This is a genomic window from Salegentibacter sediminis (assembly GCF_002078605.1).
Classification (GTDB): Bacteria; Bacteroidota; Bacteroidia; order Flavobacteriales; family Flavobacteriaceae; genus Salegentibacter; species Salegentibacter sediminis.
In genome coordinates, this window is record NZ_MSJR01000006.1 from 13619 (window position 1) to 39414 (window position 25796).

27 protein-coding genes are annotated in these 25796 nt (G+C 39.9%); 7 read left to right on the plus strand and 20 right to left on the minus strand.

Annotated elements, in window-relative coordinates:
• The first annotated feature begins 4 nt into the window (after window positions 1–4).
• Window positions 5–721 carry a 3-deoxy-manno-octulosonate cytidylyltransferase gene (kdsB, locus tag BUW93_RS09890; protein WP_081211545.1) on the plus strand — a complete coding sequence of 239 codons (717 nt, stop codon included), beginning with the start codon at window positions 5–7 and terminating at the stop codon, window positions 719–721.
• Here kdsB and BUW93_RS09895 read toward each other — a convergent pair.
• The 3 genes from BUW93_RS09895 to BUW93_RS09905 are packed head-to-tail and all read right to left on the minus strand — an operon-like array spanning window position 718 to window position 3243.
• Window positions 718–2025, minus strand: coding sequence for a cryptochrome/photolyase family protein (locus BUW93_RS09895; protein WP_081211546.1), 1308 nt, complete (start codon window positions 2023–2025; stop codon window positions 718–720). The two genes, kdsB and BUW93_RS09895, sit on opposite strands and share 4 nt — an antisense overlap.
• Window positions 2026–2721, minus strand: coding sequence for an SDR family NAD(P)-dependent oxidoreductase (locus tag BUW93_RS09900; RefSeq protein ID WP_081211547.1), 696 nt, complete (start codon window positions 2719–2721; stop codon window positions 2026–2028).
• A gap of 12 nt (window positions 2722–2733) precedes the next feature.
• The gene (locus BUW93_RS09905) at window positions 2734–3243 is read right to left on the minus strand and encodes an SRPBCC family protein (protein WP_081211548.1); all 510 of its coding nucleotides are present in this window, start codon (window positions 3241–3243) and stop codon (window positions 2734–2736) included.
• A gap of 138 nt (window positions 3244–3381) precedes the next feature.
• On the opposite strand from BUW93_RS09905, the gene BUW93_RS09910 reads away from it, so the two are divergent.
• A complete protein-coding gene (locus tag BUW93_RS09910; protein WP_081211549.1) occupies window positions 3382–4227 on the plus strand; it encodes a DUF2911 domain-containing protein in 846 nt (281 codons plus the stop codon).
• Between the two features lie 43 nt (window positions 4228–4270).
• Here BUW93_RS09910 and BUW93_RS09915 read toward each other — a convergent pair whose 3' ends face one another.
• A complete protein-coding gene (locus tag BUW93_RS09915) occupies window positions 4271–4909 on the minus strand; it encodes a hypothetical protein (RefSeq protein WP_081211550.1) in 639 nt (212 codons plus the stop codon).
• 6 nt (window positions 4910–4915) lie between these two features.
• Window positions 4916–5410: an RNA polymerase sigma factor gene (locus BUW93_RS09920; RefSeq protein ID WP_081211551.1), complete on the minus strand. Its 495-nt coding sequence runs from the start codon at window positions 5408–5410 to the stop codon at window positions 4916–4918.
• Between the two features lie 131 nt (window positions 5411–5541).
• Between BUW93_RS09920 and BUW93_RS09925 the strand changes: the two genes are divergently transcribed.
• A complete protein-coding gene (locus BUW93_RS09925; protein WP_081211552.1) occupies window positions 5542–6849 on the plus strand; it encodes an NAD(P)/FAD-dependent oxidoreductase in 1308 nt (435 codons plus the stop codon).
• A 50-nt stretch (window positions 6850–6899) separates the two neighbouring features.
• Here BUW93_RS09925 and BUW93_RS09930 read toward each other — a convergent pair whose 3' ends face one another.
• The 10 genes from BUW93_RS09930 to BUW93_RS09975 all read right to left on the minus strand — a co-directional run bounded on the left by BUW93_RS09930 (window position 6900) and on the right by BUW93_RS09975 (window position 16178).
• A complete protein-coding gene (locus BUW93_RS09930; RefSeq protein WP_081211553.1) occupies window positions 6900–7334 on the minus strand; it encodes a hemerythrin domain-containing protein in 435 nt (144 codons plus the stop codon).
• 86 nt (window positions 7335–7420) lie between these two features.
• The gene (locus BUW93_RS09935) at window positions 7421–8224 is read right to left on the minus strand and encodes an anti-sigma factor (RefSeq protein WP_081211554.1); all 804 of its coding nucleotides are present in this window, start codon (window positions 8222–8224) and stop codon (window positions 7421–7423) included.
• The gene (locus BUW93_RS09940) at window positions 8224–8754 is read right to left on the minus strand and encodes an RNA polymerase sigma factor (protein ID WP_081211555.1); all 531 of its coding nucleotides are present in this window, start codon (window positions 8752–8754) and stop codon (window positions 8224–8226) included. Before BUW93_RS09940 ends, BUW93_RS09935 begins: the two co-directional genes overlap by 1 nt.
• 95 nt (window positions 8755–8849) lie before the next feature.
• The gene (locus BUW93_RS09945; protein WP_081211556.1) at window positions 8850–9452 is read right to left on the minus strand and encodes a superoxide dismutase family protein; all 603 of its coding nucleotides are present in this window, start codon (window positions 9450–9452) and stop codon (window positions 8850–8852) included.
• 126 nt (window positions 9453–9578) lie between these two features.
• Window positions 9579–10790: a bifunctional alpha/beta hydrolase/OsmC family protein gene (locus BUW93_RS09950; RefSeq protein ID WP_081211557.1), complete on the minus strand. Its 1212-nt coding sequence runs from the start codon at window positions 10788–10790 to the stop codon at window positions 9579–9581.
• Between the two features lie 103 nt (window positions 10791–10893).
• A complete protein-coding gene (locus BUW93_RS09955; RefSeq protein WP_081211558.1) occupies window positions 10894–11646 on the minus strand; it encodes a 3-keto-disaccharide hydrolase in 753 nt (250 codons plus the stop codon).
• A gap of 11 nt (window positions 11647–11657) precedes the next feature.
• A complete protein-coding gene (locus tag BUW93_RS09960) occupies window positions 11658–12713 on the minus strand; it encodes a sugar phosphate isomerase/epimerase family protein (RefSeq protein WP_081211717.1) in 1056 nt (351 codons plus the stop codon).
• A gap of 50 nt (window positions 12714–12763) precedes the next feature.
• Window positions 12764–13903, minus strand: a complete 1140-nt coding sequence (locus BUW93_RS09965) for a Gfo/Idh/MocA family protein (protein ID WP_081211718.1) — start codon at window positions 13901–13903, stop codon at window positions 12764–12766.
• Between the two features lie 13 nt (window positions 13904–13916).
• On the minus strand, window positions 13917–15152 hold the full coding sequence (locus tag BUW93_RS09970; RefSeq protein ID WP_081211559.1) for a nucleoside permease: 1236 nt from the start codon (window positions 15150–15152) through the stop codon (window positions 13917–13919).
• 18 nt (window positions 15153–15170) lie between these two features.
• Window positions 15171–16178, minus strand: a complete 1008-nt coding sequence (locus BUW93_RS09975) for a sugar phosphate isomerase/epimerase family protein (RefSeq protein ID WP_081211560.1) — start codon at window positions 16176–16178, stop codon at window positions 15171–15173.
• Between the two features lie 151 nt (window positions 16179–16329).
• On the opposite strand from BUW93_RS09975, the gene BUW93_RS09980 reads away from it, so the two are divergent.
• Together BUW93_RS09980 and BUW93_RS09985 are read left to right on the plus strand one after the other, a co-directional pair.
• Window positions 16330–18033 (plus strand): GMC oxidoreductase, encoded by a 1704-nt coding sequence (locus BUW93_RS09980; RefSeq protein ID WP_081211561.1) that lies wholly within the window; start codon window positions 16330–16332, stop codon window positions 18031–18033.
• A gap of 9 nt (window positions 18034–18042) precedes the next feature.
• Window positions 18043–18687: a gluconate 2-dehydrogenase subunit 3 family protein gene (locus BUW93_RS09985; protein WP_081211562.1), complete on the plus strand. Its 645-nt coding sequence runs from the start codon at window positions 18043–18045 to the stop codon at window positions 18685–18687.
• 129 nt (window positions 18688–18816) lie between these two features.
• On the opposite strand, the gene BUW93_RS09990 is transcribed toward BUW93_RS09985, so the two are convergent.
• Complete coding sequence (locus tag BUW93_RS09990; RefSeq protein WP_081211563.1) at window positions 18817–19701, minus strand: diacylglycerol/lipid kinase family protein; 885 nt, start codon at window positions 19699–19701, stop codon at window positions 18817–18819.
• Between the two features lie 67 nt (window positions 19702–19768).
• On the opposite strand from BUW93_RS09990, the gene BUW93_RS09995 reads away from it, so the two are divergent.
• Together BUW93_RS09995 and BUW93_RS10000 are read left to right on the plus strand one after the other, a co-directional pair.
• Window positions 19769–20734 carry an App1 family protein gene (locus BUW93_RS09995; RefSeq protein WP_081211564.1) on the plus strand — a complete coding sequence of 322 codons (966 nt, stop codon included), beginning with the start codon at window positions 19769–19771 and terminating at the stop codon, window positions 20732–20734.
• A 35-nt stretch (window positions 20735–20769) separates the two neighbouring features.
• Window positions 20770–22899, plus strand: a complete 2130-nt coding sequence (locus BUW93_RS10000) for a Tex family protein (protein ID WP_081211565.1) — start codon at window positions 20770–20772, stop codon at window positions 22897–22899.
• Window positions 22900–22965: 66 nt separating this feature from the next.
• On the opposite strand, the gene BUW93_RS10005 is transcribed toward BUW93_RS10000, so the two are convergent.
• The 4 genes from BUW93_RS10005 to BUW93_RS10020 all read right to left on the minus strand — a co-directional run bounded on the left by BUW93_RS10005 (window position 22966) and on the right by BUW93_RS10020 (window position 25754).
• Window positions 22966–23613, minus strand: coding sequence for a PRC-barrel domain-containing protein (locus BUW93_RS10005; protein WP_110688291.1), 648 nt, complete (start codon window positions 23611–23613; stop codon window positions 22966–22968).
• An 18-nt stretch (window positions 23614–23631) separates the two neighbouring features.
• On the minus strand, window positions 23632–23853 hold the full coding sequence (locus tag BUW93_RS10010; RefSeq protein ID WP_081211566.1) for a hypothetical protein: 222 nt from the start codon (window positions 23851–23853) through the stop codon (window positions 23632–23634).
• A gap of 152 nt (window positions 23854–24005) precedes the next feature.
• On the minus strand, window positions 24006–25361 hold the full coding sequence (locus BUW93_RS10015) for a M28 family metallopeptidase (RefSeq protein WP_081211567.1): 1356 nt from the start codon (window positions 25359–25361) through the stop codon (window positions 24006–24008).
• Window positions 25362–25466: 105 nt separating this feature from the next.
• Entirely contained in the window at window positions 25467–25754 is a 288-nt protein-coding gene (locus BUW93_RS10020) for a YtxH domain-containing protein (RefSeq protein ID WP_081211568.1), read from the minus strand.
• Window positions 25755–25796 lie beyond the last annotated feature (42 nt).

A 25796-nucleotide genomic window follows, 5' to 3' on the forward strand; every position in this document is an offset into this window, starting at 1 on the left:
AGCGATGATCCCTGCCCGTTTTGAGGCTTCCCGGTTTCCCGGCAAGTTAATGCAGGATCTTGCGGGTAAAACCGTAATAAGAAGAACTTATGAGGCCGCCTTAAATACCAACTTATTCGAGGAGGTTTATGTAGTAACCGATAGTGATGAGATCTTTGCCGAAATAAAATCTTTTGGAGGCAAAGCCATAAAAAGTAAAAAGGAACACGAATGTGGCAGCGACCGTATCGCAGAAGCGGTCATGGATATGAACCTAGATATCGTTGTAAATGTGCAGGGTGATGAGCCTTTTATTGATAGAGAAAGTCTGGTTAAGCTGCTAAATGTTTTTAGAGAAGATGATGCCGGTATTATTGACCTGGCATCTTTAAAAACAGCAATGACAGAAAGTGATGAAATCACCAATCCCAACAATGTTAAGGTGATCACCAACAAAAATGATTTTGCGCTTTATTTTTCCAGATTTCCTATACCGTATCCGCGAAATACGGACGCTAGAGTTACCTACTTTAAGCACATAGGTATCTATGCTTTTCGAAAAGAAGCACTTATAGATTTTTATAATTTCCCGATGTTACCCCTGGAAGCTGCTGAAAAAATTGAAGCTATACGTTACCTGGAATACGCTAAAAATATTAAAATGATTGAAACTTCACATCAAACCATTGGGATCGATACCCCGGAAGATCTGGAGAAGGCCAGAAAATTATTTAAAAGTTAGTTTCCTACAGCTTTTTTATAAATTTTAAGTGCACGTTCCCGGGCTTCTTTATGGTCTACCATAGGCTCGGGATATTTTTCTGTGCCGTATGCCGTAACCCATTTCCTGATATACCTTTTATCCCTGTCAAATTTCTCGATTTGGGTGGTAGGATTAAATATTCTAAAATAAGGTGCTGCATCAACGCCGCTGCCGGCAACCCATTGCCAGTTTCCTACATTAGAAGCCATCTCATAATCCAGTAGTTTTTCGGCAAAATAAGCTTCACCCCAACGCCAGTCAATGAGTAAGTGTTTACAAAGAAAACTCCCCACCAGCATTCGCACCCGATTATGCATAAATCCAGTTTTGTTTAATTGTCGCATTCCCGCATCGACTAATGGGTAACCCGTTTTTCCGGTTTTCCATTTTTCAAATTCCTCCTCATTATTTCGCCATTCAATGCGGTCGTACTTCTTTTTAAAAGACGTGGTAAGCGTATTAGGGTAATGATATAACACCTGCATAAAAAACTCCCTCCAAATCAGTTCTTCAAGAAAAGTTTTATTACTTTCGGTATTGGCCTTTTTCACCATTTTACGAACGCTAACTGTTCCGAAGCGCAGATGAGGACCAAGTCTGGAAGTGCCATCTTTTCCGGGAATATTCCGGGATTTTTCATATTGCTGAATCAGAGTAGGGGTCACATCATAATCGGGCACTTTTATTGCTGAAGTTTTAAAGCCTAGTTCCTTTAAACTTAAATTAGGCAACCTGGAATTTTGAATAAGATTGTGCAGGTACTGGCTGGTATAATGAATTTTTAGATCCAGGGAGTTAAAATGATCTTTCCAAATTTTCATATAGGGTGTGTACACCACGTATGGGTCACCATCTTTTTTTACCACTTCATCTTTTTCAAAAATAACCTGGTCCTTAAAGGTGTGAAACCCGATATTATTTTTAGAAAGTATTTCGGCTATTTCTTTATCCCTTTTAATGGCGTAGGGTTCATAATCGTGATTGGTGAAGACTTCAGCAATTTTATATTCCTTTATTAATTTCTGAAGAATCTCTTTTGGTTTCCCATGATACAATGCGATAGAGCTGTTATAGTCCGCCTGTAGCTCTTGACGCATTTGCTGAAGCTGTCTGTGAATAAAAGTGACCCGGGCATCATCCTTAGGCAATTTATCAAGGATCTCAGTATCAAAAATAAAAATAGGCAAAACCGGATTTTGAGATTTCAGGGCTTCGAGAAAACCAACATTATCATCTAACCTAAGGTCACGTCTAAACCAAAAAATAGTTACTTTTTTTCTCACCTAAGAAATATTTAATGTAGAAAGCCCACCATCAACGCCTATAATTTGTCCGGTAATCCAACTGTTTTCTTCACTTAATAAAAAAATAGCAGCATTGGCGATGTCTTTTGTATTCCCTACTCTTTTTAGAGGGTGTCTTTCACCCATTTTCTCCTTTTTGGCTTCATTGGATAGTAACTTCTCCGCAAGCGGCGTATCCGTTAAGGAAGGGGCAATAACATTCACGCGTATTTTAGGAGCATACTCAGCTGCCAGTGATTTCGCAAAACCTTCAATTGCACCTTTTGCTGCAGCAACACTGGTATGAAAAGGCATTCCAACCTTAACGGCCACGGTGCTAAAAAACACCAGACTTGGGTTTTCAGCATTTTTTAATTTCGGCATAATGCCTTGAACTACTTTTATCAAACTTAAAAAATTAAGGTTGAGTTCTTCCTCAAAATCTTTGGATTTTAGCATTTTAAAGGGTTTCAGGTTAATGCTTCCGGGGCAATAAACCAACCCGTGAATTGCTTCAGGCAAATCTAAATTTTCAATAGTATCTTGTAAAACATCAAATTTAAAATGCTCAATATCATCGCTTAATGCTCCTCTATTTCTTGAAGCGACCATTACCTTATTTTCTTTTACCAACTGTGTGGCAATTTCAAGCCCGATGCCTGTAGAACCGCCAATGAGTAAAATATTCCTTTTCATAATTTCTTTGGTTTAAGCAAAAATGTCTTGTTTGCGCATTATATCCTGGGTGCTGTTCTCTTCAAATTCACCAAAGAGCTCCACGAGTTTCTTCTGCCGGTAATGAAAGATCTCTTTTAACTTTGGAGCAACAAGGATAGGGTGCACCATTTGACCTAAAATTCCGAAGGGAAGTTTATAATCTACAATGTCTTCCATTTCTACACCGCCTGGAATTTCCTTTAAAAAATGTTTGTGATGCCAAAGAGCATAAGGGCCAAAACGCTGCTCGTCTACAAAATATTCTTTGTCTTTAACGTGCGTGATCTCGGTTACCCATTTTGTTTTTATTCCTGCAACCGGAGTAACTATATATTGAATAATTTGTCCAGGAAACATTGGCCGATCTGCACCCGAAAGAATATTAAATCCCATATAATCTGGAGTAATGGTTTTTAAATTTCCAGGACTCGAGAGAAATTCCCAGGCCTCTTCCAGATTGATGGGTAGTTTTTGTACCGACTTTAAAGTGTAGATTTTCATTACCTAATATTTGATAACAAATTTAAAGGTCAATCTGTTTAAAATAAAATATTTAAAGTTAAACAAAATACAAATATGGAAATTATGGATGCTAAGCCTTTTCTGCCTATATTTGAGTAAACTAATTAACTAAAAGACATGAAAAAATTACTTTTATTTCTATGTACCGCCGGTATTATGAGTGCAACTCAAGCCCAGGTACAGGCTCCACAACCGAGCCCCTTCACCAAAATCGAACAAAAAGTTGGGCTTACCGATGTTACTTTAGAATATTCCCGTCCCGGGATGAGAGATCGTGACATTTTTGGAGACCTCGTGCCTTTCGGTGAAGTTTGGCGTACCGGGGCCAACGAGAATACTAAAATAACTTTTAGTGATGATGTCACTATTCAGGGAAAAGAACTTAAAGCTGGGACTTATGCTATATACACAGTTCCGCAGGAAGAACAGTGGCAAGTAATGTTCTATTCTGATGCTTCTAATTGGGGGAATCCGGCAGAATGGGATGAAGAAAAAGTAGCGCTTAAAGCCACGGCTGAAGTAATGGAACTTCCTTTTGAAATGGAAACTTTTACTATTTTAATTGATGATCTTCAGTATAATTCAGCCTCGCTTAATTTTTTGTGGGATACTACATTGGCAAGCTTAACTTTTAACGTGCCTACCCAGGATAAGGCCATGGCCAGTATTGAAAAAGTTTTGAATGGCCCGGGTGCAGGCGATTATTTTGCTGCCGCGAGTTATTATCATGAGATTAACAAAGATTTGGAGCAGGCTTATGAATGGATCAATAAATCTGTAGAAATGGGGAATGACGCCTACTGGGTGTTAAGACGAAAATCTCTTATTGAAGCCGATTTAGGTAAAAAAGAAGAGGCCATTGCAACAGCGAAGAAATCACTGGAAGCGGCAGAAAAAGCCGGAAACCAGGATTATGTAAAAATGAACAAAGACTCCCTAAAAGAATGGGGCGCCGTAGATTAGGCAATAAATCTTTAAATAAGAAAAGCGCCATTTGGCGCTTTTCTTATTCCTCTAAATTCTTTAATTCCTTATAGTTTTTATTGAGGCGGTTTAATAGAATACCATATATAAGCCGATAGAAAAGCCAAATTATTCCCAAAAACACAGCGATTCCAAATATTAAAACTGCAGTTAGAATAAGCCACTGGCTAATGCTGAAACTATATTTTGCTGGGTCTGTTACTTCAGTGGTAGCAGCGTGATGAAAAATCGTGAAATACGAATAAACCAAAGATGTTAGGGCAGTAGAGATAATGATAAAGCCTATGTAGTATTTAACCGTTTTGCGTGTCGTTAGAATATTTTTCATTAGGGTGGCGGCATCATCGGTACTCGAAATTTTTCTGTAGTTCCGGTAAAACCTGTAAATAAAGTAAAAGGTAACGGCGTAGCTAAGGATATATACAAAAACGGTAAATTCCTTTAAATGAATTAGCTCCATTCGCTTCCAGAATTCTCCGTCAGAAAGAATAATATTAAGCACCCCCCAGAAAAGAAGTTCCAGAATGCTAATAATGAAAATCCATTTCACAATAGAAGACGATTTCTTCCACAGCATCTTATAGATCTCATTATAGGAAAGCCTGGGAAGCGATGCTTCCTGCTGTTTCCAGTCTTTTTTTAATAAATCAAGTTCATCCATATTCCGTTACGGATTTATTATGCTTTTTAATTTTGTTTTCACCCGGTTCATCTTCACCCTGGCATTAACCTCGGTGATACCCAGCGTCTCAGATATTTCCCTGTAATTTTTTTCCTCTAAATAAAGAAAAACAAGAGCTTTTTCAATATCATTGAGTTCACTAATTGCGGCATACATCATTTTCAAATTTTCTTCTACTTCCCCGTTATATTCCTCACTTTTAATCTTGAAATGTACCGTATCGAAATCCTGGGTCTTTATGCCTCTCTTTTTCTTTCTGTACAAGGTGATAGCCGTATTGAGAGCCACTCTATACATCCAGGTACTAAATTTAGCTTCCCCTCGAAATTTAGGATAAGCTTTCCACAGCTGAATGGTTATTTCCTGAAATAAGTCATTATGGGAATCCTGATCATTTGTATAAATACGACAGATTTTGTGCGCAATATTCTGATGCTTTTCAAGATTGGTTATAAACTGATGTTCTAATTCTTTATCCACAGGAAATGCTTAGCGCATATAGGTAGCTATTTTAGGTACAATGTTACAAAAAACTATAAAGTATCGTTAACAGTAGGTTTATTTTTCAAATAAACTAATAGAAAAAGTAAATTTGATTAAAACCAGTATCTATGAATATACCCAGAACTGAGTTGCCCCGGGTGGTAATAATTGGCGGTGGATTTGCAGGAATGTCCCTGGCAAGAATTCTGCTTAAGGAAAATCTCCAGGTGGTGATCTTAGACCGGCATAATTATCACACTTTTCAACCCCTGCTATACCAGGTTTCTACTTCGGGCCTGGAACCAGATTCTATAGCTTATCCTCTTAGAAAAATAACCCGTAATAGTAGAAAGGCCATTTTCCGGCTGGCGGAGGTTAATTCTATCAACCCTGAAGAGGAAACAATCTCTACCAGCATTGGAGACTTGGCATACGATTACCTGGTAATTGCCACCGGATCAAAAACCAATTTCTTCGGAAATAAGAGTATCGAAGAGCACGGGATGTGGATGAAAACCGTTCCCCAGGCCCTGAATATCCGTAGTCTGATCCTGGAGAATCTTGAGCAGGCTGTTATTACTGATGATCCAGAAAAGCGAAAAGCGCTTCTCAATTTTGTGCTGGTAGGAGCAGGCCCTACGGGAGTGGAATTGAGCGGAGCCATTGCCGAATTACGTAATCATATTGTACCTAAAGATTACCCAGATATAGATCCCAACGAGATGAATATCCATCTTCTTGAGGGACTGGATAGGGTTTTGCCTCCAATGAGTGAAAATGCATCAAAGAAAGCCCATCAGTTTTTAAAAGAATTAGGAGTCCATATTCATTTAAATACTATGGTTGAAAGTTATGACGGCCATCTGGTTACCACCAATACGGATCTTAAATTAAAAACCGAAACATTTATCTGGTCGGCAGGAGTTACCGGTGCGCCTGTTAAGGGCTTAAATGCTTCTGCGATGGTAGAGAAAGCTAACAGGTACGAAGTAAACGCCTTTAACCAGGTAAAAGGTTATGAAAATGTTTTTGCTATTGGAGATATTGCTTTAATGCAAACTAAAGAATATCCCAAGGGACACCCGATGGTAGCTCAACCCGCAATTCAGCAGGGGAAACATTTGGCAAAAAATTTAAAAAGACTTATAAAAGGAGAACAACTCAAAGCCTTTGAATATTACGATAAGGGAACCATGGCTACCGTCGGACGCAATAGGGCAGTAGTAGATATGGGGAAAATGAAATTCTCGGGTTTTTCGGCCTGGTTTGTATGGATGTTTGTTCACCTCTGGTTTTTAATTGGTTTTCGAAACCGCCTGGTAACTTTTTTTAACTGGGTTTATAATTATATTAATTATGATAAAGCTGCAAGACTAATAATCCGGCCATTTAAGGGATATGAAAGAAAGATGAAAATTGATAAAGAAGAAATTTAAGCAAAAAAGCCGGTCTTATTAAGACCGGCTTTTATTTTGAAAAAGTTGCTTTAGCGTGTTTTTCTAATTTCTTTATTGTAATCTTCAGCAAGGGAGATTTTCTGGTTATCGGTTAAGGCTTTTCCTGCCATTTGAAAAACTTCATGCTCCTCTTCATCGAGATGATGAATCACAATATGCTCCAGTTCCTTCGCAAGTTTTAGCCAGTTAGAAGCATCCATCTCTGTGTCTTCAAGCTGTTCGATAAGTTCATCCATTTCATGATGCTCGGCAACGCTGTGTCTTGCTTTTTCCTGGGTAAGATCTTTCTTCATAAGGGGTACATAAAAATGACGTTCCTCAGCATCGGCGTGGATCTTTAATTCATGCTTGAGCTGTTCGAAGATCTTTTTTCTTTCTTCAGTATCTCCATGAGTCTTCACTAACTTATCTACTAATTCACGTTGAATTTCGTGTTCCTGGCGTAAGGCTTCAAAAATATTCATTATTTAAGTTTTTTGGTTAATATTGATTTCTTGAGAAAGACTGTGATTTTATGTCTCCAGTCAATTTTGAACTATTTTTAAAAAAATTATGGTGCGGCCACCGTACCTAAAACATATAATTGATCCATTGTTGGGGTTTCGCTACCACCTTCAGGCTCTAGCGTAATTCCAAAAGCTTCAGACTGGTTAGGATTTTCCAAACTAAAAACCTTATTTTCATCAGCCTCAAAATCTTCTAACAGACCAATACTGGTTGGGGTAAGGGGTTGCATGCTAAGGGACCAAACCTGGTAAACTTTTCCGCGGGGAGGTTCGGGTAGCTCCTTAGCGTCAATATAAGCAGTATTTTCCTGCTCGTTCCAGTAAACTGAAACATAAGCCTCCGGAGCTATTTCCTGACCCTCTAAGGGAATGCGTTTTACATTCTTATCTCTTAATACCGCAAGCAATTCTTTGGTCTTTTCGGCATCTTCCCGGGCATTAGCAATTTGCGTTTCCATTTGGGCATTTTTGGCCTGTAGTGCACTTAATTTTTCTCTTAACTCATTGTTGCGGTTGAAATAAAAGAAAAGCCCGATTAGTAATAATAAACTGGCAGCCCAACCGGAATAGGTAATCCAATTTATCTTTCGAACAGACCCGGATGGCGGAATTTCCTTGTGTGGTGTTTTGGTTAATTTTTCTTTTAGAGAGGCAAGTAGGTGTTCTGCATTATTTGGAGCTGTTGCGGAAGAGAGTGCCATCAAAGCTTTTTCAATTTCCTCAACTTCAGCTCTCACTTCAGGGTATTGTTTTAAAACGGCACTTACTTCCCGACTTTCTTTTTCAGAAAGTGCTCCATAAACGTAAAGTTCAAGAATACCGGATGATATGTAGTTCTGAATATCCATTACTTAATTGCCATTGCCCTTAATTTATCTATACAAACCCGGTTACGGGATTTCACTGTGCCCAGGGGCATATCCAATTCTTCTGAAGTTTCCTTCTGGGAATATCCCTTAAAAAAGAGATAATCTATTAATTTTTTACAAACCGGTTTTAAGGCGTCAATATATTTTTTTAGTCCAATACCATCTACAGTTTCAGAGAAATTCGATTTGGCTTCCAATATATCTACGAAATTATCTGACTTAAGGTTTAATTGTTCGTTTTTATAACTTTTGGACCTGATTATATCTATGGAAGTATTCCTGGCGATATTCAGTATCCAGGTGAAAAAACGGCCTTTTTCTGAACTGTAATCAGGTGCTTTCTCCCAAATTTTTAAAAATACATCCTGAAGTACTTCTTCTGCTATCTTTTTGTCCTTGATAATGCTGTAAATAATTCCGTAAATACTTTCGGAATAGAGTTGATAAATGCGTTCAAAGGCACGTTCGTTACCATTTTGAAGTTCTATAATTAAGGAGTCTGGTTGCATATATTTTAACTTATACCGAAAGGGAAGGCGATATTATTGAAAAAATAATAAAAAGCGGCCTTAGCCGCTTTTTATTTGATCTTTTGGATGGTGTCCTATTCTTCAATAACTCCACATCCTACACGTGTACCTGCATTTCCTGAAGGCTGTGAGGTGAAATCATCAACCCCATCGTGTACGATTACAGATTTTCCCAGAATATCTTTTTCTTCATCACCACAGCCAATACACCATTCGTCAGTACTCATGGTTATGGTGCCATTTCCATTGGAATCAGTAGTGAAATTACCAATATCACCTTTGTGATAACCTTCAGCATCACCCCATTTTCCGTGTTTTTCATCGGTTGGGTTCCAGTGACCACCTGCGGCAGAACCATCCTCAGAGCAATCTCCATTTTCATGAATGTGAATTGCATGCTCTCCTTCCGGAAGTCCGGTAATAAGAGCCGTCATACTAACTTCCCCATCTTCCTGGGTGAAAACAACTTCTCCTGCGAGATTGCTGTTGTTATTGGGACTCATAGTCACAGTAACTTTTTTCATTTCGCTTTCACTTTCACTTTCACTTTCCATTTCTTCCATGGTGGAATTCATTTCAGAATCCTGAGTAGTTTTGTCTTCTTCTTTTTTATCGTTTTTACATCCGATAATTGCTATTGAAGCAAAAATTACTAATGATAAACTAATACGTTTCATAATCTATTGATTGTTTTTCAGATTTAACACAACTAAATTAGCCCTATTCCTGTTGTTCACCAAAGATTTAAGGAGAGCTTAACATTGGAAAAGATAGGCCTATGGCGGTTTTGCATATTATTAAATTTAATTTTTTAGATTGGTAGGGATGTGATTTTCACTGGTTAAACTTTTATGGACAGGGCATTTATCTGCTATTTCCATTAGCCTTTTTTTCTGTTTCTCATCAAGATCACCTTTTATTTGTATTTCCCTTTTAAAGGTATCTATTTTGGAAGTCTTATCTTCACAACTATTGCAGTCACTGGCATGCTCCCGCGAATAAGTAACGTGGGTTTCCACATTTTCCAGCGGCCACTTCTTCCTTCTTGCATACATTTGAAGTGTCATCGAGGTACAGGCAGCCAGTCCTGCCGAAACTAACTGATAGGGGGTAGGGCCGTAATCATTACCGCCGGCTTTTACCGGTTCATCAGCAGTAAAATGATGCCTTCCGGCTTTCATTTGAGTAGTATAACCAGTGCTGCCCAGGTTTGCCACCACATCACTTTTGGATTCAGGGAGGATTTTTTCCTCAATTTTCAGATATTTCCGGGCCCAGGTCGCGATGGTATTTCCTGCATAAACTGCATCTTCTTCAACTTCCATGAGATGACCTGCACCATCAAGGGAAATGAAACTTTTGGGATGCCTGGCCGCTACATAGAGTTCTTCGGCATTTTTTATTCCTACAATCCTGTCTTGTGGAGAATGCAGGATGAGGAGGGCTCTCTCTAGATCGCTTAAATAGGCACTAAGATCGTGTTCCCGAATATCATCAAGGAATTGCTTTTTAACTTCAAACGACCGTCCACCGATATTTACGCTGGCTTTTCCGCTTTTTTCGATCTCGTCAATATTGCTCCGAAGCAAAGCTTCTACGTGTTGTATGGTTGAAGGGGCAGCAACGGTAGCTACTGCTTTTACAGAAGCTATTTGTTTTGCAGCATACAATACAGCCGCGCCACCAAGGGAATGCCCCACCAACAAACCAGGAGCCTGATGTTTTTCCCTTAGGAATTCGGCTGCAGCTACCAGGTCCTGGATGTTACCTGAAAAATTGGTATCTGCAAAATCCCCCTCGCTTTCTCCCAGTCCGGTGAAATCGAACCTTAGAACCCCATAACCGGCAGAAGCCAGGGAACGGCTTATATTTTTAGCCGCGAAGAAATTCTTATTACAGGTAAAACAATGGGCAAATAACACAAAGTTATGTGGATCCTGATTATGGGGTAACTCCAGGTAACCCATTAATTCTTCACCATTTTTATTTTTAAACTTTACTTTTTTCGTTTTCATAGGTTGGATTTTACTTTAAATTTATGAATTTGGTTTTAACTGAAATCAAAAAACTGCAACCAGCCTGAACCGATTGCAGTTTTTTAACTAAGAATTATGGGTTTTAGTCCAGTTTCTTAATCTTAATATTACGGTACCAAACCTTGTCTCCGTGATCCTGTAAAGCGATATGCCCCTTACGGGTTTTTCCGAAATTTTCCCAATCCCTAAACTTAGAATTGTTTACCATTTCTTGCCATTTATCACCATGCAATGGGAATTCGGTAACCAGAGTACCGTTCATCTTCACGCTACCTTTATTCTCTTCATAATCTATTCTTATTAGCATATCATTCCATTCTCCCGCAGGTTTGGTCACATCTTTAGAAGGGGGAACCATATCATAAAGAGCTCCCGCCTGCCTGATCGGACCATTTTCGGCATCAGGATGTCCCTGGTTATCCAAAACCTGAATTTCTGGGCCAGTAAGATAGGGTTCACTAAAGTTTTCTCCTTCCTGCACGCCCCACATAATTCCGCTGTTTCCGCCTTCTGAAATTTTCCATTCCAGGGAAAGTTCGAAATTTTCGTACTGCTTTTCTGTGATTAGGTTTTCTGTTCCCTCCCGTTCCCCTTCAGCAGGAGTAAATGCAATAGTGCTTTCTTCAGCTTTCCATTGATCGGAGATAGAATCGCTGTTAAAGGCTTTCCAGCCCTCCAGATCATTTCCGTTAGAAAGATCTTCCCATTCCTTTTCCTGGTCTTTATTCATAGTTATTTCTGATTCCACAGCATTATTCTCTTTGGTTTTGGGTTTGTCTTTACAGCCTACCGACAGGAAGGTACCAGTAATTAGAAGTAAAAGTATTTTTTTCATCTGGTTTGTTTTTAGTTGATTCCTAAGATTCGCTTTAATTTATCTTCATCGATTTCGGTTCCTGCAAAATCATCAAATTTCTTTTGGGTGGCTTCTATGATATGATTTTTTATGAATGGTGCTCCCTCCCGTGCTCCCTGTTCGGGAGACTTGATGCAGCATTCCCATTCCATCACTGCCCAAACATCACAGCCATATTCAGTAAGTTTTGAGAAAATGGTTTTAAAGTCTACCTGGCCGTCTCCGGGACTACGATATCTCCCCGCCCGGTCCTTCCAGTCTTCATAGCCGCCAAAGGTGCCCTTTTTTCCGGTGGGATTAAATTCGGCATCCTTAACGTGAAACATTTTTATGTATTCGTGATAGTAATCTATATACTCGATATAATCCAGTTGCTGAAGTACAAAATGGCTCGGGTCATACAAGAGGTTGACCCGATTATGATTGTTGGTGGCATCAAGAAATCTTTCAAAAGTCACTCCATCGTGCAGGTCTTCGCCGGGGTGCACCTCGTAACATACATCCACTCCGTATTCGTCAAATTCATTTAGAATAGGCATCCAACGATTAGCGAGTTCTTTAAAACCCATTTCCACCAGACCTTGTGGGCGTTGCGGCCATGGATGAGCGGTATGCCACAGCAAAGACCCACTAAAGGTTCCATGAACCTCTAAACCAAGATTTCTGCTGGCTTTTGCAGCATATTTAAGCTGCTGAACGGCCCATTCTGTTCGTTTCTTTGGGTTATTTTTATAATCATCGGGTGCGAAATTATCAAACATTGTATCATAAGCAGGATGAACAGCTACAAGCTGACCTTGCAGATGGGTTGAAAGCTCGGTGATCTCCAGCCCATAGGAAGCTATCTTTCCTTTTAATTCATCACAATAATCTTTGCTTTCGGCTGCTTTTTTCAGGTCGATAAGTGCAGTTTCCCAGGTAGGAATCTGTATTCCTTTATAACCTAGATCTGAAGCCCATTTACATAAGCCATCCAGGCTATTGAACGGGGCTTTGGAATCCATGAACTGAGCAAGAAATACAGCCGGTCCTTTTATGGTTTTCATTTTCATCTTGTAAAATATTTAAGTTGAAAAACCCCTTTCGAGGCTATAATTTAATCATCAATTTCTACCCATACATTCCCTTTAGTATGGGATTCTACGGCCTTTTCTATGAAATTCATTCCCCGAATGCCGTCTTTTATCGTTGGGAATTCTCCGGGGTGATAATCCTCTTTATTAATGGCTCTGGCCACTCCCTTATAGATATTTCCCATCGAATCAAAGATACCTTCGGGATGACCGGGAGGAAGTTTTGTGCCGTCTAAAGATAGATCAGAATTATAGGGGTGACCGGGTTTTAAAACCTTCATTGGTTCCCCATCTTCCAGCAGGTACAGGTAATTAGGGTTCTCCTGTTCCCATTTCAAACCTGCTTTTTCTCCGTAAATACTTACGCTAAAGTTGTTCTCTTCACCGGTGGCGATCTGGCTGGATCTAATGATTCCCTTCACGTATTCAGAAAACCGCAACATGATGGTCCCGTCTATATCCATTTTATTGTCCTGGTAGAGATAATTAAGATCTGCCAGTACTTTTTGTACCTCCAGGCCGCTAACATACTCTATCATATCGAAGGCGTGGGTTCCAATATCCCCTACGCAACAGCTTATTCCAGATTTTTCCGGATCCAGTCTCCAGGTATTTGCCCTTTGTTCTTCATCGTGTATTATAGGGTTTATCCAACCCTGATAATATTGCACATCGATTTTCTGAATTTTTCCAATTCTTCCCGAAGCTATCATTTCCTTCATTTGCCTGATCATAGGATACCCGGTGTAGGTGTAGGTTACGGCAAAAATGGCTCCTGATTCCTTTTGGGTTTCTTCCAGGATCTTAGCTTCCTTATAGGTAGTGGTCATGGGTTTCTCACAGATCACATTAAAACCGTTTTCCAGCAGCTGCTTGGCCATGGGAAAATGGAGGAAGTTTGGGGTTAAAATGGAAACTACCTGCATGCGTTCGGTTTCCGGGAGTTTATTTTCTTCGGAAATCAATTCATCCAAATCTTTATAAATACGGGTGGTGCCTATTCCTATCTCTTGAGCAAATTTGATGCTTTCAGATTTTTCAGGATTAAAAACTCCACCTACCAATTCATATTTATCATACATTGAAGAAGCTACCCGGTGAAGGATTCCAATTAGGGAATCACCCCCACCACCAAGAATGCCTAGTTTTATCTTTTTACTCATAGTTTTTGCTAAGTTATATTTCAATATCTTTTTTTGCGATTTTCTCGTCTTTGAAGAAAATAGCAAATAAAATCATTACCACCAAGGCGAATCCTGCCGGCACGATCCAGATCTGTTCCCAGTCATGGCTGCCATCGGTATTAAGATACATATCGCTTATTTGACCTGCTACCCAAAAACCTATCAACATCCCAACCCCGTAGGTTGCCAGGGTGATTAGCCCTTGCGCGGCACTTTTAATCTTTGGCCCCGCTTTAGAATCGGTATAAATCTGACCCGCCACGAAGAAAAAATCGTAACATATCCCGTGCAGGGCAATCCCGATGATTAACATATAAACCAGTTCCCCGGCATCACCGTAAGCGAAAAGTAAATATCTTAAAGTCCAGGCCAGCATACCTGCCAGCAAGGTGATTTTAAAACCGAATTTCTTAAAAAAGAAGGGTAGGAGTAAGAGGAATAGTACCTCAGAGATTTGCCCGATGGTCATCATTGCGGTAGGATCTTCCATACCAACTTCAGCTAAAAACGGATTTGCATTCTGGTAATAAAAGGCCAGGGGAATACAGATCAAAACAGAGGCTATAAAGAACATCAGGAAGTTTTTCCCTTTTAATAATGCGAGGGCTTCCAAACCTAAAATTTCAGAAAGCGTCACTTTTTCTCCTTTACTGGTAGGTGGGGTTTTTGGCAGGGTAAAGCTGAAAATTCCCAGCACAGCTGAAGCGATAGAAACCATGAGAAAAGTATTTCTAAGTAGCCCTTCAGCCCTGCCTTCGGCGGAATCCCAGGCAAAAACAAAACTTATAACCATTCCGGCAATAATCCATCCCAGGGTTCCGAATACACGGATGCCTGAAAACTGTTTTGAAGGATCGGTCATTTGGTTAAAGGAAATAGAATTAACCAGCGCCAGGGTTGGCATATAAATAATCATATACCCTAAAACCAGAGGATAAAAGGTAGAGAAATCTTCTGCGTTAAACATCAGGTATAACAAACCTGCACCAAGTAGGTGTAAAACTCCCAGAATTCGTTCGGCATTAAAAAACCGGTCGGCTATCAAACCTATTATAAAAGGGGCTATGATAGCCCCCCAGGATTGTGTTGAAAATGCCATTCCCGTTTGTGCACCGGTGGCCTGTAAATTGTTCCCCAGAAAGGTTCCAAGAGTTACGAACCATCCCCCCCAGATAAAAAATTCCAGGAACATCATGGTAGATAATTGAAAGCGGACTAAGTTTTTCATTCTAAGGTATTGTAGGTTTTACTGATTGTTGTTTAGTTTGCTTCCTTCTCTAATAAGTAGGTCTCTTGTGGCAATTATGCCTTCCTCTTCAGAGAGTCTCTCTCCTTCATATTCAACGCCTATAAAGCCGGTATAGCCGGCATCTTTTACAATTTTCAGGATTCTGGTATAATCTAACTTGGTTTCATTGCCTTCCTCATCGAAATCGTAGGATTTGGCACTTACAGCTTTGGCATATGGCATCATTTCCTCGATACCTTTATAGATAGGATATTCTTCTACACACTCGGCTTCCCATTGTTCTCCATCTTTTCTTTTCAGGCAGAAATTCCCAAAATCGGGTAGGGTACCACAGTTTTCCATATTTACATTTTCCATAACTTCGGTAAGTAAAGCGGCATTAGAAGAAAGGTAACCGTGATTTTCTACCAAGATGTTCACATTCTTTTGTGATGCATATTCTGAAAGTTTTGTGAGGCCGTCTACAGCTGCACTTTTCCATTCTTCCTTGTCGTTAGTGCCAAATAGATTAACCCGAATAGAGTGGCAACCTAAGAATTCAGCGGCGTCCACCCATTTCTTGTGGTTTTCTACAGCAGCATTACGTGTACTTTCATCGGGGCTGGCTAATTCACCTTCGCCGTCAACCATTATTAGAACATTTTCTACATTATATTTCTCGCTTTTTGCTTTAAGTGTATCCAGTACCTGTTGCATGGCTTTTTGAGGATCATCGGCCTTTTTAATGCCTTCAGCATAAAATCCGCTCACATATTCAATTCCTTCGAATTCCATTTCATTTGCCACGCGAGCAAATTCCATAGGGTCTAGATCTCCGGCGAAAATCTTTTTGTTCAAAGACCACTGGGCCAGGGAAAGTTTAAAAAACGGGTCATTATTTTCGGTTTGGGAAGTTTCTGTAACCTCCTGCTCTTGGTCCTTCTGATTGTCTTTACAGGAAATAATTCCAGCAGTTAAAAATAGGGCAATAAAGAAGTTGGTAAACCTGGTTGGATAGATTTTCATAATTTAATTGTTAAAATTGTTTTGAAGTTTTAGACTTGGTTGAATTTAGAATCCTAAATGTATACTTTTTTTTAAAGAAGTAAAATTATAAGCATAAATTTATATATTTGACAGGATCCGATTAACTAAATTATTAATTAACTATAGATTTGTGAGTAAATTTTATGAAAATGATACCTACGATGCTATTGTGGTAGGTACTGGGATTAGTGGTGGCTGGGCGGCCAAGGAACTGTGTGAAAAGGGTTTTAAAACTTTGGTACTGGAAAGAGGACGTATGGTCAAACACGTGGAGGATTATCCCACGATGAATGATGATCCCTGGGATTATAAATATAAAGGACAATTAACCAGGGAAGAAAAGAAACAACAGGAAAAGCAAAGTCGAACCGGTTACACTACTAATAAGGCTAGTGCTCACTGGTTTGTAAATGATTTGAAACATCCTTATAATGAGACCAAGCGTTTTGACTGGATGCGTGGTTACCATGTGGGGGGAAGATCGATCATGTGGGGACGCCACAGTTACCGCTTAAGCGATCTTGATTTTGAAGCTAATAAAAGGGATGGTATAACCGTAGACTGGCCCATCAGATATAAAGATATTGCTCCCTGGTATGATTATGTGGAATCCTATATTGGGGTGAGTGGAGAAAACCTTGGACTGAGTCAGTTACCTGATGGTAAATTCCAGCCGGCGATGGAACTCAATTGTCTTGAGGATCATGTTAAAAAAAGTTTACTGGAAAATTTCGAAGGCAGGCATCTTACTCCAGGACGTGTTGCTCATATTACCAGTGACTCAGGATTCGAAGGACGCTCAAAATGCCAATATAGAAACCGGTGCATAAGGGGATGTCCCTATGGTGCCTATTTCAGCAGTAATTCATCCACTTTACCAGCTGCAGAACGTACAGGAAACATGACACTTAGGCCAAATTCTGTAGTGCACCAGGTAATTTATGATCCGGAAACTAAACTGGCCAGCGGAGTCAAAATCATCGATACTGAGACCAAGGAAGAAATAGAATACAAAGCCAATGTAATTTTCCTTTGTGCTTCGGCCATTGCTTCCGCCAGTATTTTGATGCAGTCTAAATCTGATCGTTTTCCTGATGGCATGGGCAACGATAGCGGAGAACTTGGCCATAACGTTATGGACCATCATTTTAGAGCAGGGGCCTCAGGAAAATATGATGGCTTTGAGGATAAGTATTATAAAGGAAGAAAACCCAACGGTATTTATCTGCCGCGATTCAGAAACCTAAAAGGTGACGAGAATCTCGGATTTATCCGTGGTTATGGATATCAGGGAGGCGCGAGTAGAGGAAACTGGGCTGAAGCAATAGCCGAGGCTGGATATGGAAAAGACCTGAAAGAGGCCATTGTAAAACCAGGTGGCTGGACAATGGGGCTAATGGGGTTTGGAGAAACCCTGCCTTACCACGAAAACAAAATGACTCTGAATTATGACAAAAAGGATGAATGGGGGCTGCCTACCATTACCTTTGATGCTGACTTTAAAGAAAACGAGCTCAAAATGCGTGAGGATATGGTTGCCCAGGCAATAGAAATGCTTGAAAAAGCCGGTTTAAAAGAGGTAAATGGTTATGATAATATTGGCGCCCCTGGCCTTGGTATCCACGAAATGGGGACGGCCAGGATGGGTAGAGACCGCAAGACCTCTGTTTTAAACGGGAATAATCAGGTGCATGATGTGCCTAATGTTTACGTGACCGATGGCTCCTTTATGACCTCTGCAGGTTGCCAGAACCCATCCTTAACCTATATGGCTATGACTGCCCGTGCGGCAGATCACGCCTCGAAAAATTTTGAAAAATCATCTAAAGCTTAATTCCTTATTATGAACAGAAGAGAAGCATTAAAGAACATTGGATTAGGTGCCGGCGTAATGGTAGTTGGTCCTACGACCTTAAGTTTATTACAAAGTTGTAAGAATGAACCCACCTACGACTGGGAGCCGGTATTTTTAAGCGCATCCAATGGATTTGCACTAAAACAGATCCTGGAAGTGATTATACCAAAAACGGAGACACCAGGAGCCAACGACCTAAATATCGCTCAGTTTATCGATTCTTATATGCATGAGGTGGCATCTGAGGAGCGAGGCGAAGATTTTAGGCGTTCGGCCGAGGCTTTTTCCAAAGCTTTCAAAGCAGAATTTGATAAGGATCAGGATAAAGGAACACCGGAACAATACGAGGAAGTTGTCGCAAAATATCTGCGGGCAAGCCCGGAAGATCGGGAGCGTTATGCAAAGCGAAATACTGAAACCCAGGATCCTCAGGATAAAGACCCTAATATCGAACTTGATAATGATGCCGGTGCTTTTGCCTATTTACAGAATGTTCGGGATATGGGAATTTGGGCCTATAAAACCAGTGAAGAAATTGGCGAAAATGTGATGTGGTATGATCCAATCCCCGGAGAATACATTCCATGTGGTCCAGTAGAAGAGTTGGGCGGTGGAAAGGCAATGTCCTTATAAAAGACGCTCGGAGAATTTAATTACAAGGAACCTGAACTCAGGTTCCTTTTTTTATGGGCATATAGATCTTTGCTTCCCGGTTCAGGGGTTTCAACCTAATTGAGGGTTAGGTTTATAAACAGGTAGATTTTAATTATGGAGCGTGGCAATTTTTAACTTGTTGGGTAGGATATTTACCTCAATTTCATCTTTTTCTCCCATGTACTCTCCATCAATCTGAAAAGCCACCGGGCTATTACATCTCACCTTGGCTTGGGTAGCCGGGATAATCTGGGCAAACTCGGGATCCAGGTGCTCTTCATTTCTTAGTGTTTTAAAAATCTCCAGAATATCGAACTCCTTGAATACAATGATTTCAAAAATACCATCGTCAGGTTTTCCCTCTGGATTAATATTAGCACCAGTGCCATATTTGCTGAAGTTAGCGAAGGCGAGCAAGATTCCTTTTTTCTTGAAATTATCCTTTTCAGTGGTGATTTCAAACTCAAAAGGATATTTACTTTTTAATAAGGTAGGGATGGATTGTAATAAGTATCCGAATTTGCCGCGTATATTGGAGTAATGGTAATTCTTGATCAGTTCCGCATTCACTCCGAAGTCACTCATATGTAGGCAGTATTCCCCGTTGATAACCAGAATATCGATATGTTTTAGATTATCACCAAGGGCAATTTCGATCTGTCGGGAGAGGGGTAAGGCGGTCAGGCCCAAATTAAATGCCAGGCCATTAGCAGAGCCTGCGGGAATTATTCCCAGGGGCAGGTCAAGCTCAGTAATAATTTCAGCAGCCATTTTAATAGTGCCGTCCCCACCGGCCACAATCACCCGGGAAGGAGAGGTTTTGGATAGTAGATCCCGGATTTTAGCAGCATCTTCAATTCCAGAGGTAGTATATAATTCACACAGAGCGCCTTTCTTTGCGATGTTTTTTTTAACTTCAGCTATAAGTTGATCTTTATTGAGATTCCCGGCAATAGGATTTACAATAAATAAGATCGGCTTATTTTCTTCCATATCTCTGATTAATAAATTTAAAATTAACTAATTTGGATGGAACCAAATTTTATAAAAGTCTAAAATTTTGAAACTTGATCTTAAACTCTATCGCGGTTATGTTAATGAGCAGGAACTCGTGGTTTTCGGGCATTTGTTTAAGTCCCTGGCTCCCGACAGATACCGGATGGATCGGCGGGGTATACGCCATGCTGTTTCGGTCTTCCAGATGTTTCGTATAAAGCCGCTGAAAAACATTGAGATCAGGTTAAAATTCAGAAGCAAAGAGGTCGTCACTAAAACCCTGGATGATGGATATTTCAGGTTTAACCTCCCATTTAATGAAAAACTTGAAAGCGGTTGGCATACCTATGAAGTTAGCGCTGAATTTAGTGGTTACGGTATAGTTGAAACCGGGGAGATCTTAAAACCTTATGAAAGTAAACTGGCTATAATTACCGATATTGATGATACCTTCTTAATTTCCCATTCTAATAATTTTTTTAAAAAGCTGTATGTTCTGCTGCTTAGAAATATCAATAAGCGAAAGATCTTTGATGATGTGGTTGAACATTACCAGTATTTAAGTCTTGCGGGCCAGGAGGATGGAGAAACTTCAAACTCGTTTTTCTATGTATCCAGCAGTGAATGGAACCTGTACGGATTTATCCACGAGTTTGCGGTTATGCACCAATTGCCCAAAGCGGTTATAAAACTGAAAAAAATTAAAACCGGTATTTCAGATTTCCTGTTAACCGGGCGTGGCTCACATGATCACAAGTTTGAAAAGATTAAAGATATTATTTCATTTTATCCTAATTTGAAATATGTATTGCTGGGAGACGATTCTCAAAAAGATCCGGATATCTATGAAAGGATCTGCAAGATATTCCCTGAAAATGTTAAAGCGGTTTATATTCGCCAAACTACGTCCCGAAAAAAGAATAGTGTGGTCGAGCTTCTGAAGAATTTGGAAAGCTTACACGTTTCTACCTGTTATTTCAGAGACAGTGAACGGGCTATAAGTCATTCCAAGGCTTTAGGCATCAATTAATTTTTATATTTGCCAACATTTAAAACTTTCCTTTTTTGCAATTACAAGAATTTTTAAGATCCCAGTTAAGTCTGCCGGAAAAAAGTATAGTAAATACTGTTGCTTTATTAAAAGAGGATGCCAGTATTCCTTTTATAGCACGTTACCGAAAAGAGGCTACCGGAAACCTGGATGAGGTTGCCATAGAACAGATTGCCAATCTGTTTAAAAGCTTCAAGGATTTAGATGCTAAAAAGCAAAGTGTACTCAAGACTATAAAAGAGCAGGGCACACTATCATCAGAACTGGAAGAGAAAATAAAAAATGCCCGTACAAATGCTGAAGTTGAAGACCTGTACCTGCCGTTTAAAAAGAAAAGACAAACCCGCGCAGATTTAGCCAGAAAAGCAGGTCTCGAGGGATTGGCAAAGATAATAATGGCCCAAAGTACCGATAATACCTCCCAGCTTGCCACCAGGTTTTTATCTGAAGATTTTAAAAGTGAAGAAGAAGTCTTTTCCGGGGCAAGAGATATAATAGCCGAATGGATTAATGAAAACACTTACCTCCGCCGCCGACTCCGGCAAATGTTTTCCCGAAATGCGAGAATAATTGCAAAACCGGTGAAAAAGGAAATTGAAAATTTAGAGAATAGTAAATACTCCAAACTAAAAAATATAGATGAACCTCTAAATCGGATTCCATCTCATAGGTTTCTGGCCGTATACCGAGCCGAAAAGCTAGGATTGTTAAAGTTGAAGGTTGAGGTAAATAAAGAACAGGCCATCCAATTAATCACAAAGATCATTCTAAAAGAGAAGGCTTCAGCTTTCTCGATTCAGCAAATTGAGCTTGCTGCCGAAGATGCTTATAAGAGACTCCTAAAACCTTCATTTTCTACTGAATTCCTCAAGCTTGGAAAAGAAAAAGCAGACCGAGCTGCAATTGAGGTTTTTGCCTCCAATCTTGCGCAGTTATTAATGGCTCCACCTCTCGGCGCTAAACGTGTTTTGGCTATTGATCCCGGGTTTAAATCGGGGTGCAAGCTTGTTTGCCTGGATGAACAGGGTAGCTTATTGCATAATGAAAATATTTATCCGCATGCGCCCCAAAAACAAATTAGTCAGGCTTCAGCAAAAATCAGATCATTGGTAAATGCCTATAAAATTGAGGCCATTGCCATAGGAAACGGTACAGCCGCAAGGGAAACCGAATTGTTTGTAAAGAAAGCCGGGTTAAGCCGTGAAGTTTCTGTTTTTATGGTAAATGAGGCCGGAGCTTCAGTTTATTCAGCTTCAAGGCTTGCCAGGGAAGAATTTCCCGGTTACGATATAACTGTGAGGGGTGCAGTTTCTATAGGCAGGCGACTTATGGATCCTTTAGCAGAACTTGTGAAAATAGAGCCGCGTTCTATTGGCGTGGGGCAATATCAACACGAGGTGGATGATAAAATGCTGAAAGAGAAACTGGACGCGGTGGTGATAAGTTGCGTAAATAAAGTTGGAGTGAACGTAAATACCGCCAGTAAAGAATTGCTTTCTTATGTCTCGGGGATTGGGCCTTCCCTGGCTAAGAATATTATTGAACAAAGAAATAAAATTGGGGCATTTAAAAGCAGAACAGAACTACTTGAGGTGCAAAGGCTCGGAGATAAAGCCTACGAACAGGCGGCTGGATTTATAAGAATTAAGGATGGAATAAATCCTCTGGATGATTCTGCGGTGCATCCTGAAAGCTATTTTATAGTGGAAAAAATGGCAAGTAATAACGGTGTTGAACCAGAAAAACTTATTGGAAACCATTCAATTCTCCATAAAATAAAACCTGAACAGTATATCACCAGCGATCTTGGGTTACCAACCTTAAAGGATATACTTGCAGAACTGGAAAAACCCGGCAGAGATCCCCGAAAAGGACTGAGTAAATTTGAATTTGACCCAAGCATTAAAAGCATTGATGATCTTTCTCCAGGTATGAAATTACCGGGAATCGTAAATAATATCACCAATTTTGGGTGTTTTGTAGATATAGGGATCAAGGAGAGTGGCCTTATTCATATTTCTAAACTAGCCAATGAATTTGTAGGTGATGTAAATGCCATAGTGAAACTAAATCAACACCTGGAAGTAACAATATTGGATGTGGATAAAGAAAAAAAGCGAATCCAGCTTTCACTTATTGACTAATAAGCATGAAAAGAAGAAGCTTAACAGGCTTCCTCTTTTCAGATTAATTTAATCCAATTATAGGGATCAACTATTTTTACGGTAATTAGCTCCATCAAATTCTTCGCGATCATAAAATAGGTCGTCCGGTCTTCTTTTACTTATTTCCCGGTCATAATTTTCATCTTCTACAACGTGCTCATCATCCCAGCGGTTAGATATAGAATTATCGGCATATTCTTCTTCTTTTCTATGCTGAACATGCGGGGAATCTTCCAGTGGTTCCTTATCCCTATTATAGGAGCTTAAAACGGCTTTCTCATAATCCCGGTTTAAGTGTGCTCCTTTTTCTATGCGTTTAGTTTCAGCGAAGGTTTGATGCGTGATGTGAGTGGTGAAAACAAATTTTTCGTCTTCTTTGAGTTCAACCAATCCCACAGGAATAATCAAATGGTTTTGTCCATCTTCATTTACAAACTCTTTTATTTCAGGATCTGCCGGGGTTCCATAGGGGTCGTGCCTGGCATCTATAATGGTTTGGTCTACATCTACATCGAGATAGACCACACGATCTAGATTTCTATTCACTAGCAGGTTATCCACTTTGCCAATAACACGTTTATCGGCATCTCTTACTTCCCAACCCCGAATGTCTGGATAACCGCCGGCTACCTTATAATCCTTTAATTCGGTGAGGTAATATAAATGTTTTTCTTTGGGATTATTCTTGCTCATAATTCTGTTTTTTCAAGGTTATGAAATCTGGCTTTTCGCTGCGGAAAAATTTATTTCCATGTCCCGACTATTATGCATAGTGCGGTTATCATTGAGTTCTTCTATATCGTCGGTATTATTAATATCTTCATTTGAATTGTCTGAATACAGGAAAACATAGGCCAGGATTCCCAGAATAATTATTATCAGGATAATCCAGGGCCATACCGGTCGTTTCTTTTCAATTTTAATTTCTGCCATTTTACAGCGATTTATGGTTAGCTAGCTTAAATTTAAGGAAATGACCAGCTATACGATACTAAGATTTGCCCAAAGAATTGTTAATTAGCTATTAATGAAAAAAAAAAGGATGCCCGTAAAGGCATCCTTAAATACTTGAGTTTCTCTCAATATTATCTAAAAGTTCCTGAGGGGAAAACCACTACACTTTCGTGTCCATCCTTCCCAACTGTAGCAACTCCGAAAAAGAAATTGTCAATAACAATTCCTTCCAGAGTAAATTCATTTACATCCCCTACAAACCTGGAGTGTTGCCATTGCGGAGCGGTGGTGTCCCTCCAGTAAATTTTATAACCGGCAATATCACCCTCAACTTTCTCCCATCGCAATTTTGCTGAAGGAGCTACAATACCTCCGATTTCCACATTCTTTGGAGCAGGGGGTGCCCAGGCAAGGGAAGCCATATTGATTGCATTTACTGCAGTAAGTTTTTTTGCATAATCAAAATTAACGCCTGCAACCACATCGCCGTATTCAATGCCATCTTCAGTTCTTAGATCCTGATGCTGACGATTATAGTTTTCATGAGCTTCCATAATTCGTATTCCTGCAAAACCAAGATCATTAAAAGGCCTGTGGTGACCTCCACGCCCAAACCGGTCTAAACGATAGATCATCATAGGGTTCATTTCCGGCATATAGGTTTCTGTTGTTTTATGAACATATCGGGCAAGTTGTCTTGAAATTCCATCGACTTCCCCACCATAGAACCTACGCATCTTTCTTTCCCTTTCAGTTTCTGTTGGAGGTACGGGTTCAGAAAAGATTCTGAAACTGCGATTATCTATCACACCATCTACACCTTCAATATTTCCTATCATATCGTTATTTAAAACTCCTATGATGTTCCAGTTATTATCTTTTGCATATTGTGCGAGACCCTGGCCACCAAATAAGCCCTGTTCTTCTCCCGAAAGTCCAACGTAAACGATGCTGCTTTCGAATTCGTAATTTGAGAGAACCCTGGCAGCTTCAATAGCTCCGGCCATTCCGCTGGCATTGTCGTTGGCGCCGGGGGCATCCCCTTCAAAATCACTTCCATTAGAATTACGCGAATCTATATCTCCGCTCATAATAATGTAGCGGTTGGGATATTTAGAACCCTTCTGAATGGCAACTACATTTACCACCCAGGCATCGTGCGGGACACGATCGCTATCTTCGGTAGTCACAAAATCTTTCTGATAAAAAACATCCAGACAATTATCGCATTGAGAAGAGATATTATCAAATTCAGATTTAACCCACCTTCGGGCTGCCCCAATCCCACGGGTTTCTGAAACAGTATCGCTAAAAGTATTTCTTGTCCCGAAGCCTGCAAGGGTCCTGATATCGCTTTCTATACGTTCAGCCGAAACCTCCTCGATGATTTGGTATATGCGTTCATCGGTTTGCTGGGCCGAAAGGTTTTGTAGTGTAAAGAATAGAGTAAATAGGGCGGTAATGCCCAGAGTTGTTTTGGAAGTCATAGAATATATAATTTTAGACTCCTAAAATACAGAAAGTTTAGGCTATTTAAAAAACAAAAAAGCCCCGGAGGACCGGGGCTTGATTTATTTAATTCAAAAACCTAACTAGCTGGCTTTCATCTCGTGAATTTCAGCCTTAGCTTCATTAACTTTTTTATTACTCTTTGAGCTGGAAAGACCAGCTTTAGTTCTGGATTTTAGTGCATCTACCTTGTGGCTTAGGGAATCGGAAAATTCATTGAAATTCTTTCTTGCACCTTCCAGATAGTCGTCTCCGGTTTTTGTGATTGCTTTACGGGTGTCTGTCCCTTTTTTAGGGGCAAAAAGCAATCCTATAGCCGCACCTGCAGCTGCACCTGATAACAATCCTAATAACATTTTTCCTGATTTCATGGGTCTAAGTTTTAATTTTTTGGTTTATAATTTTTCGTATTA

Coding starts and splice junctions, on each gene's coding strand:
- BUW93_RS09900 (WP_081211547.1), bottom strand. CDS start 2,721: ATGAAAAGGAATATTTTACTCATTGGCGGTTCTACAGGCATCGGGCTT.
- kdsB (WP_081211545.1), top strand. CDS start 5: ATGATCCCTGCCCGTTTTGAGGCTTCCCGGTTTCCCGGCAAGTTAATG.
- BUW93_RS09955 (WP_081211558.1), bottom strand. CDS start 11,646: ATGAAAAAAATACTTTTACTTCTAATTACTGGTACCTTCCTGTCGGTA.
- BUW93_RS09925 (WP_081211552.1), top strand. CDS start 5,542: ATGAATATACCCAGAACTGAGTTGCCCCGGGTGGTAATAATTGGCGGT.
- BUW93_RS09910 (WP_081211549.1), top strand. CDS start 3,382: ATGAAAAAATTACTTTTATTTCTATGTACCGCCGGTATTATGAGTGCA.
- BUW93_RS09915 (WP_081211550.1), bottom strand. CDS start 4,909: ATGGATGAACTTGATTTATTAAAAAAAGACTGGAAACAGCAGGAAGCA.
- BUW93_RS09975 (WP_081211560.1), bottom strand. CDS start 16,178: ATGAAAATCTATCCAACCAGGTTTACCAACTTCTTTATTGCCCTATTT.
- BUW93_RS09935 (WP_081211554.1), bottom strand. CDS start 8,224: ATGGATATTCAGAACTACATATCATCCGGTATTCTTGAACTTTACGTT.
- BUW93_RS09970 (WP_081211559.1), bottom strand. CDS start 15,152: ATGAAAAACTTAGTCCGCTTTCAATTATCTACCATGATGTTCCTGGAA.
- BUW93_RS10015 (WP_081211567.1), bottom strand. CDS start 25,361: ATGACTTCCAAAACAACTCTGGGCATTACCGCCCTATTTACTCTATTC.
- BUW93_RS10005 (WP_110688291.1), bottom strand. CDS start 23,613: ATGAGCAAGAATAATCCCAAAGAAAAACATTTATATTACCTCACCGAA.
- BUW93_RS09950 (WP_081211557.1), bottom strand. CDS start 10,790: ATGAAAACGAAAAAAGTAAAGTTTAAAAATAAAAATGGTGAAGAATTA.
- BUW93_RS09905 (WP_081211548.1), bottom strand. CDS start 3,243: ATGAAAATCTACACTTTAAAGTCGGTACAAAAACTACCCATCAATCTG.
- BUW93_RS09960 (WP_081211717.1), bottom strand. CDS start 12,713: ATGAAAACCATAAAAGGACCGGCTGTATTTCTTGCTCAGTTCATGGAT.
- BUW93_RS09965 (WP_081211718.1), bottom strand. CDS start 13,903: ATGAGTAAAAAGATAAAACTAGGCATTCTTGGTGGTGGGGGTGATTCC.
- BUW93_RS09940 (WP_081211555.1), bottom strand. CDS start 8,754: ATGCAACCAGACTCCTTAATTATAGAACTTCAAAATGGTAACGAACGT.
- BUW93_RS09930 (WP_081211553.1), bottom strand. CDS start 7,334: ATGAATATTTTTGAAGCCTTACGCCAGGAACACGAAATTCAACGTGAA.
- BUW93_RS09985 (WP_081211562.1), top strand. CDS start 18,043: ATGAACAGAAGAGAAGCATTAAAGAACATTGGATTAGGTGCCGGCGTA.
- BUW93_RS09945 (WP_081211556.1), bottom strand. CDS start 9,452: ATGAAACGTATTAGTTTATCATTAGTAATTTTTGCTTCAATAGCAATT.
- BUW93_RS10010 (WP_081211566.1), bottom strand. CDS start 23,853: ATGGCAGAAATTAAAATTGAAAAGAAACGACCGGTATGGCCCTGGATT.
- BUW93_RS10020 (WP_081211568.1), bottom strand. CDS start 25,754: ATGAAATCAGGAAAAATGTTATTAGGATTGTTATCAGGTGCAGCTGCA.
- BUW93_RS09990 (WP_081211563.1), bottom strand. CDS start 19,701: ATGGAAGAAAATAAGCCGATCTTATTTATTGTAAATCCTATTGCCGGG.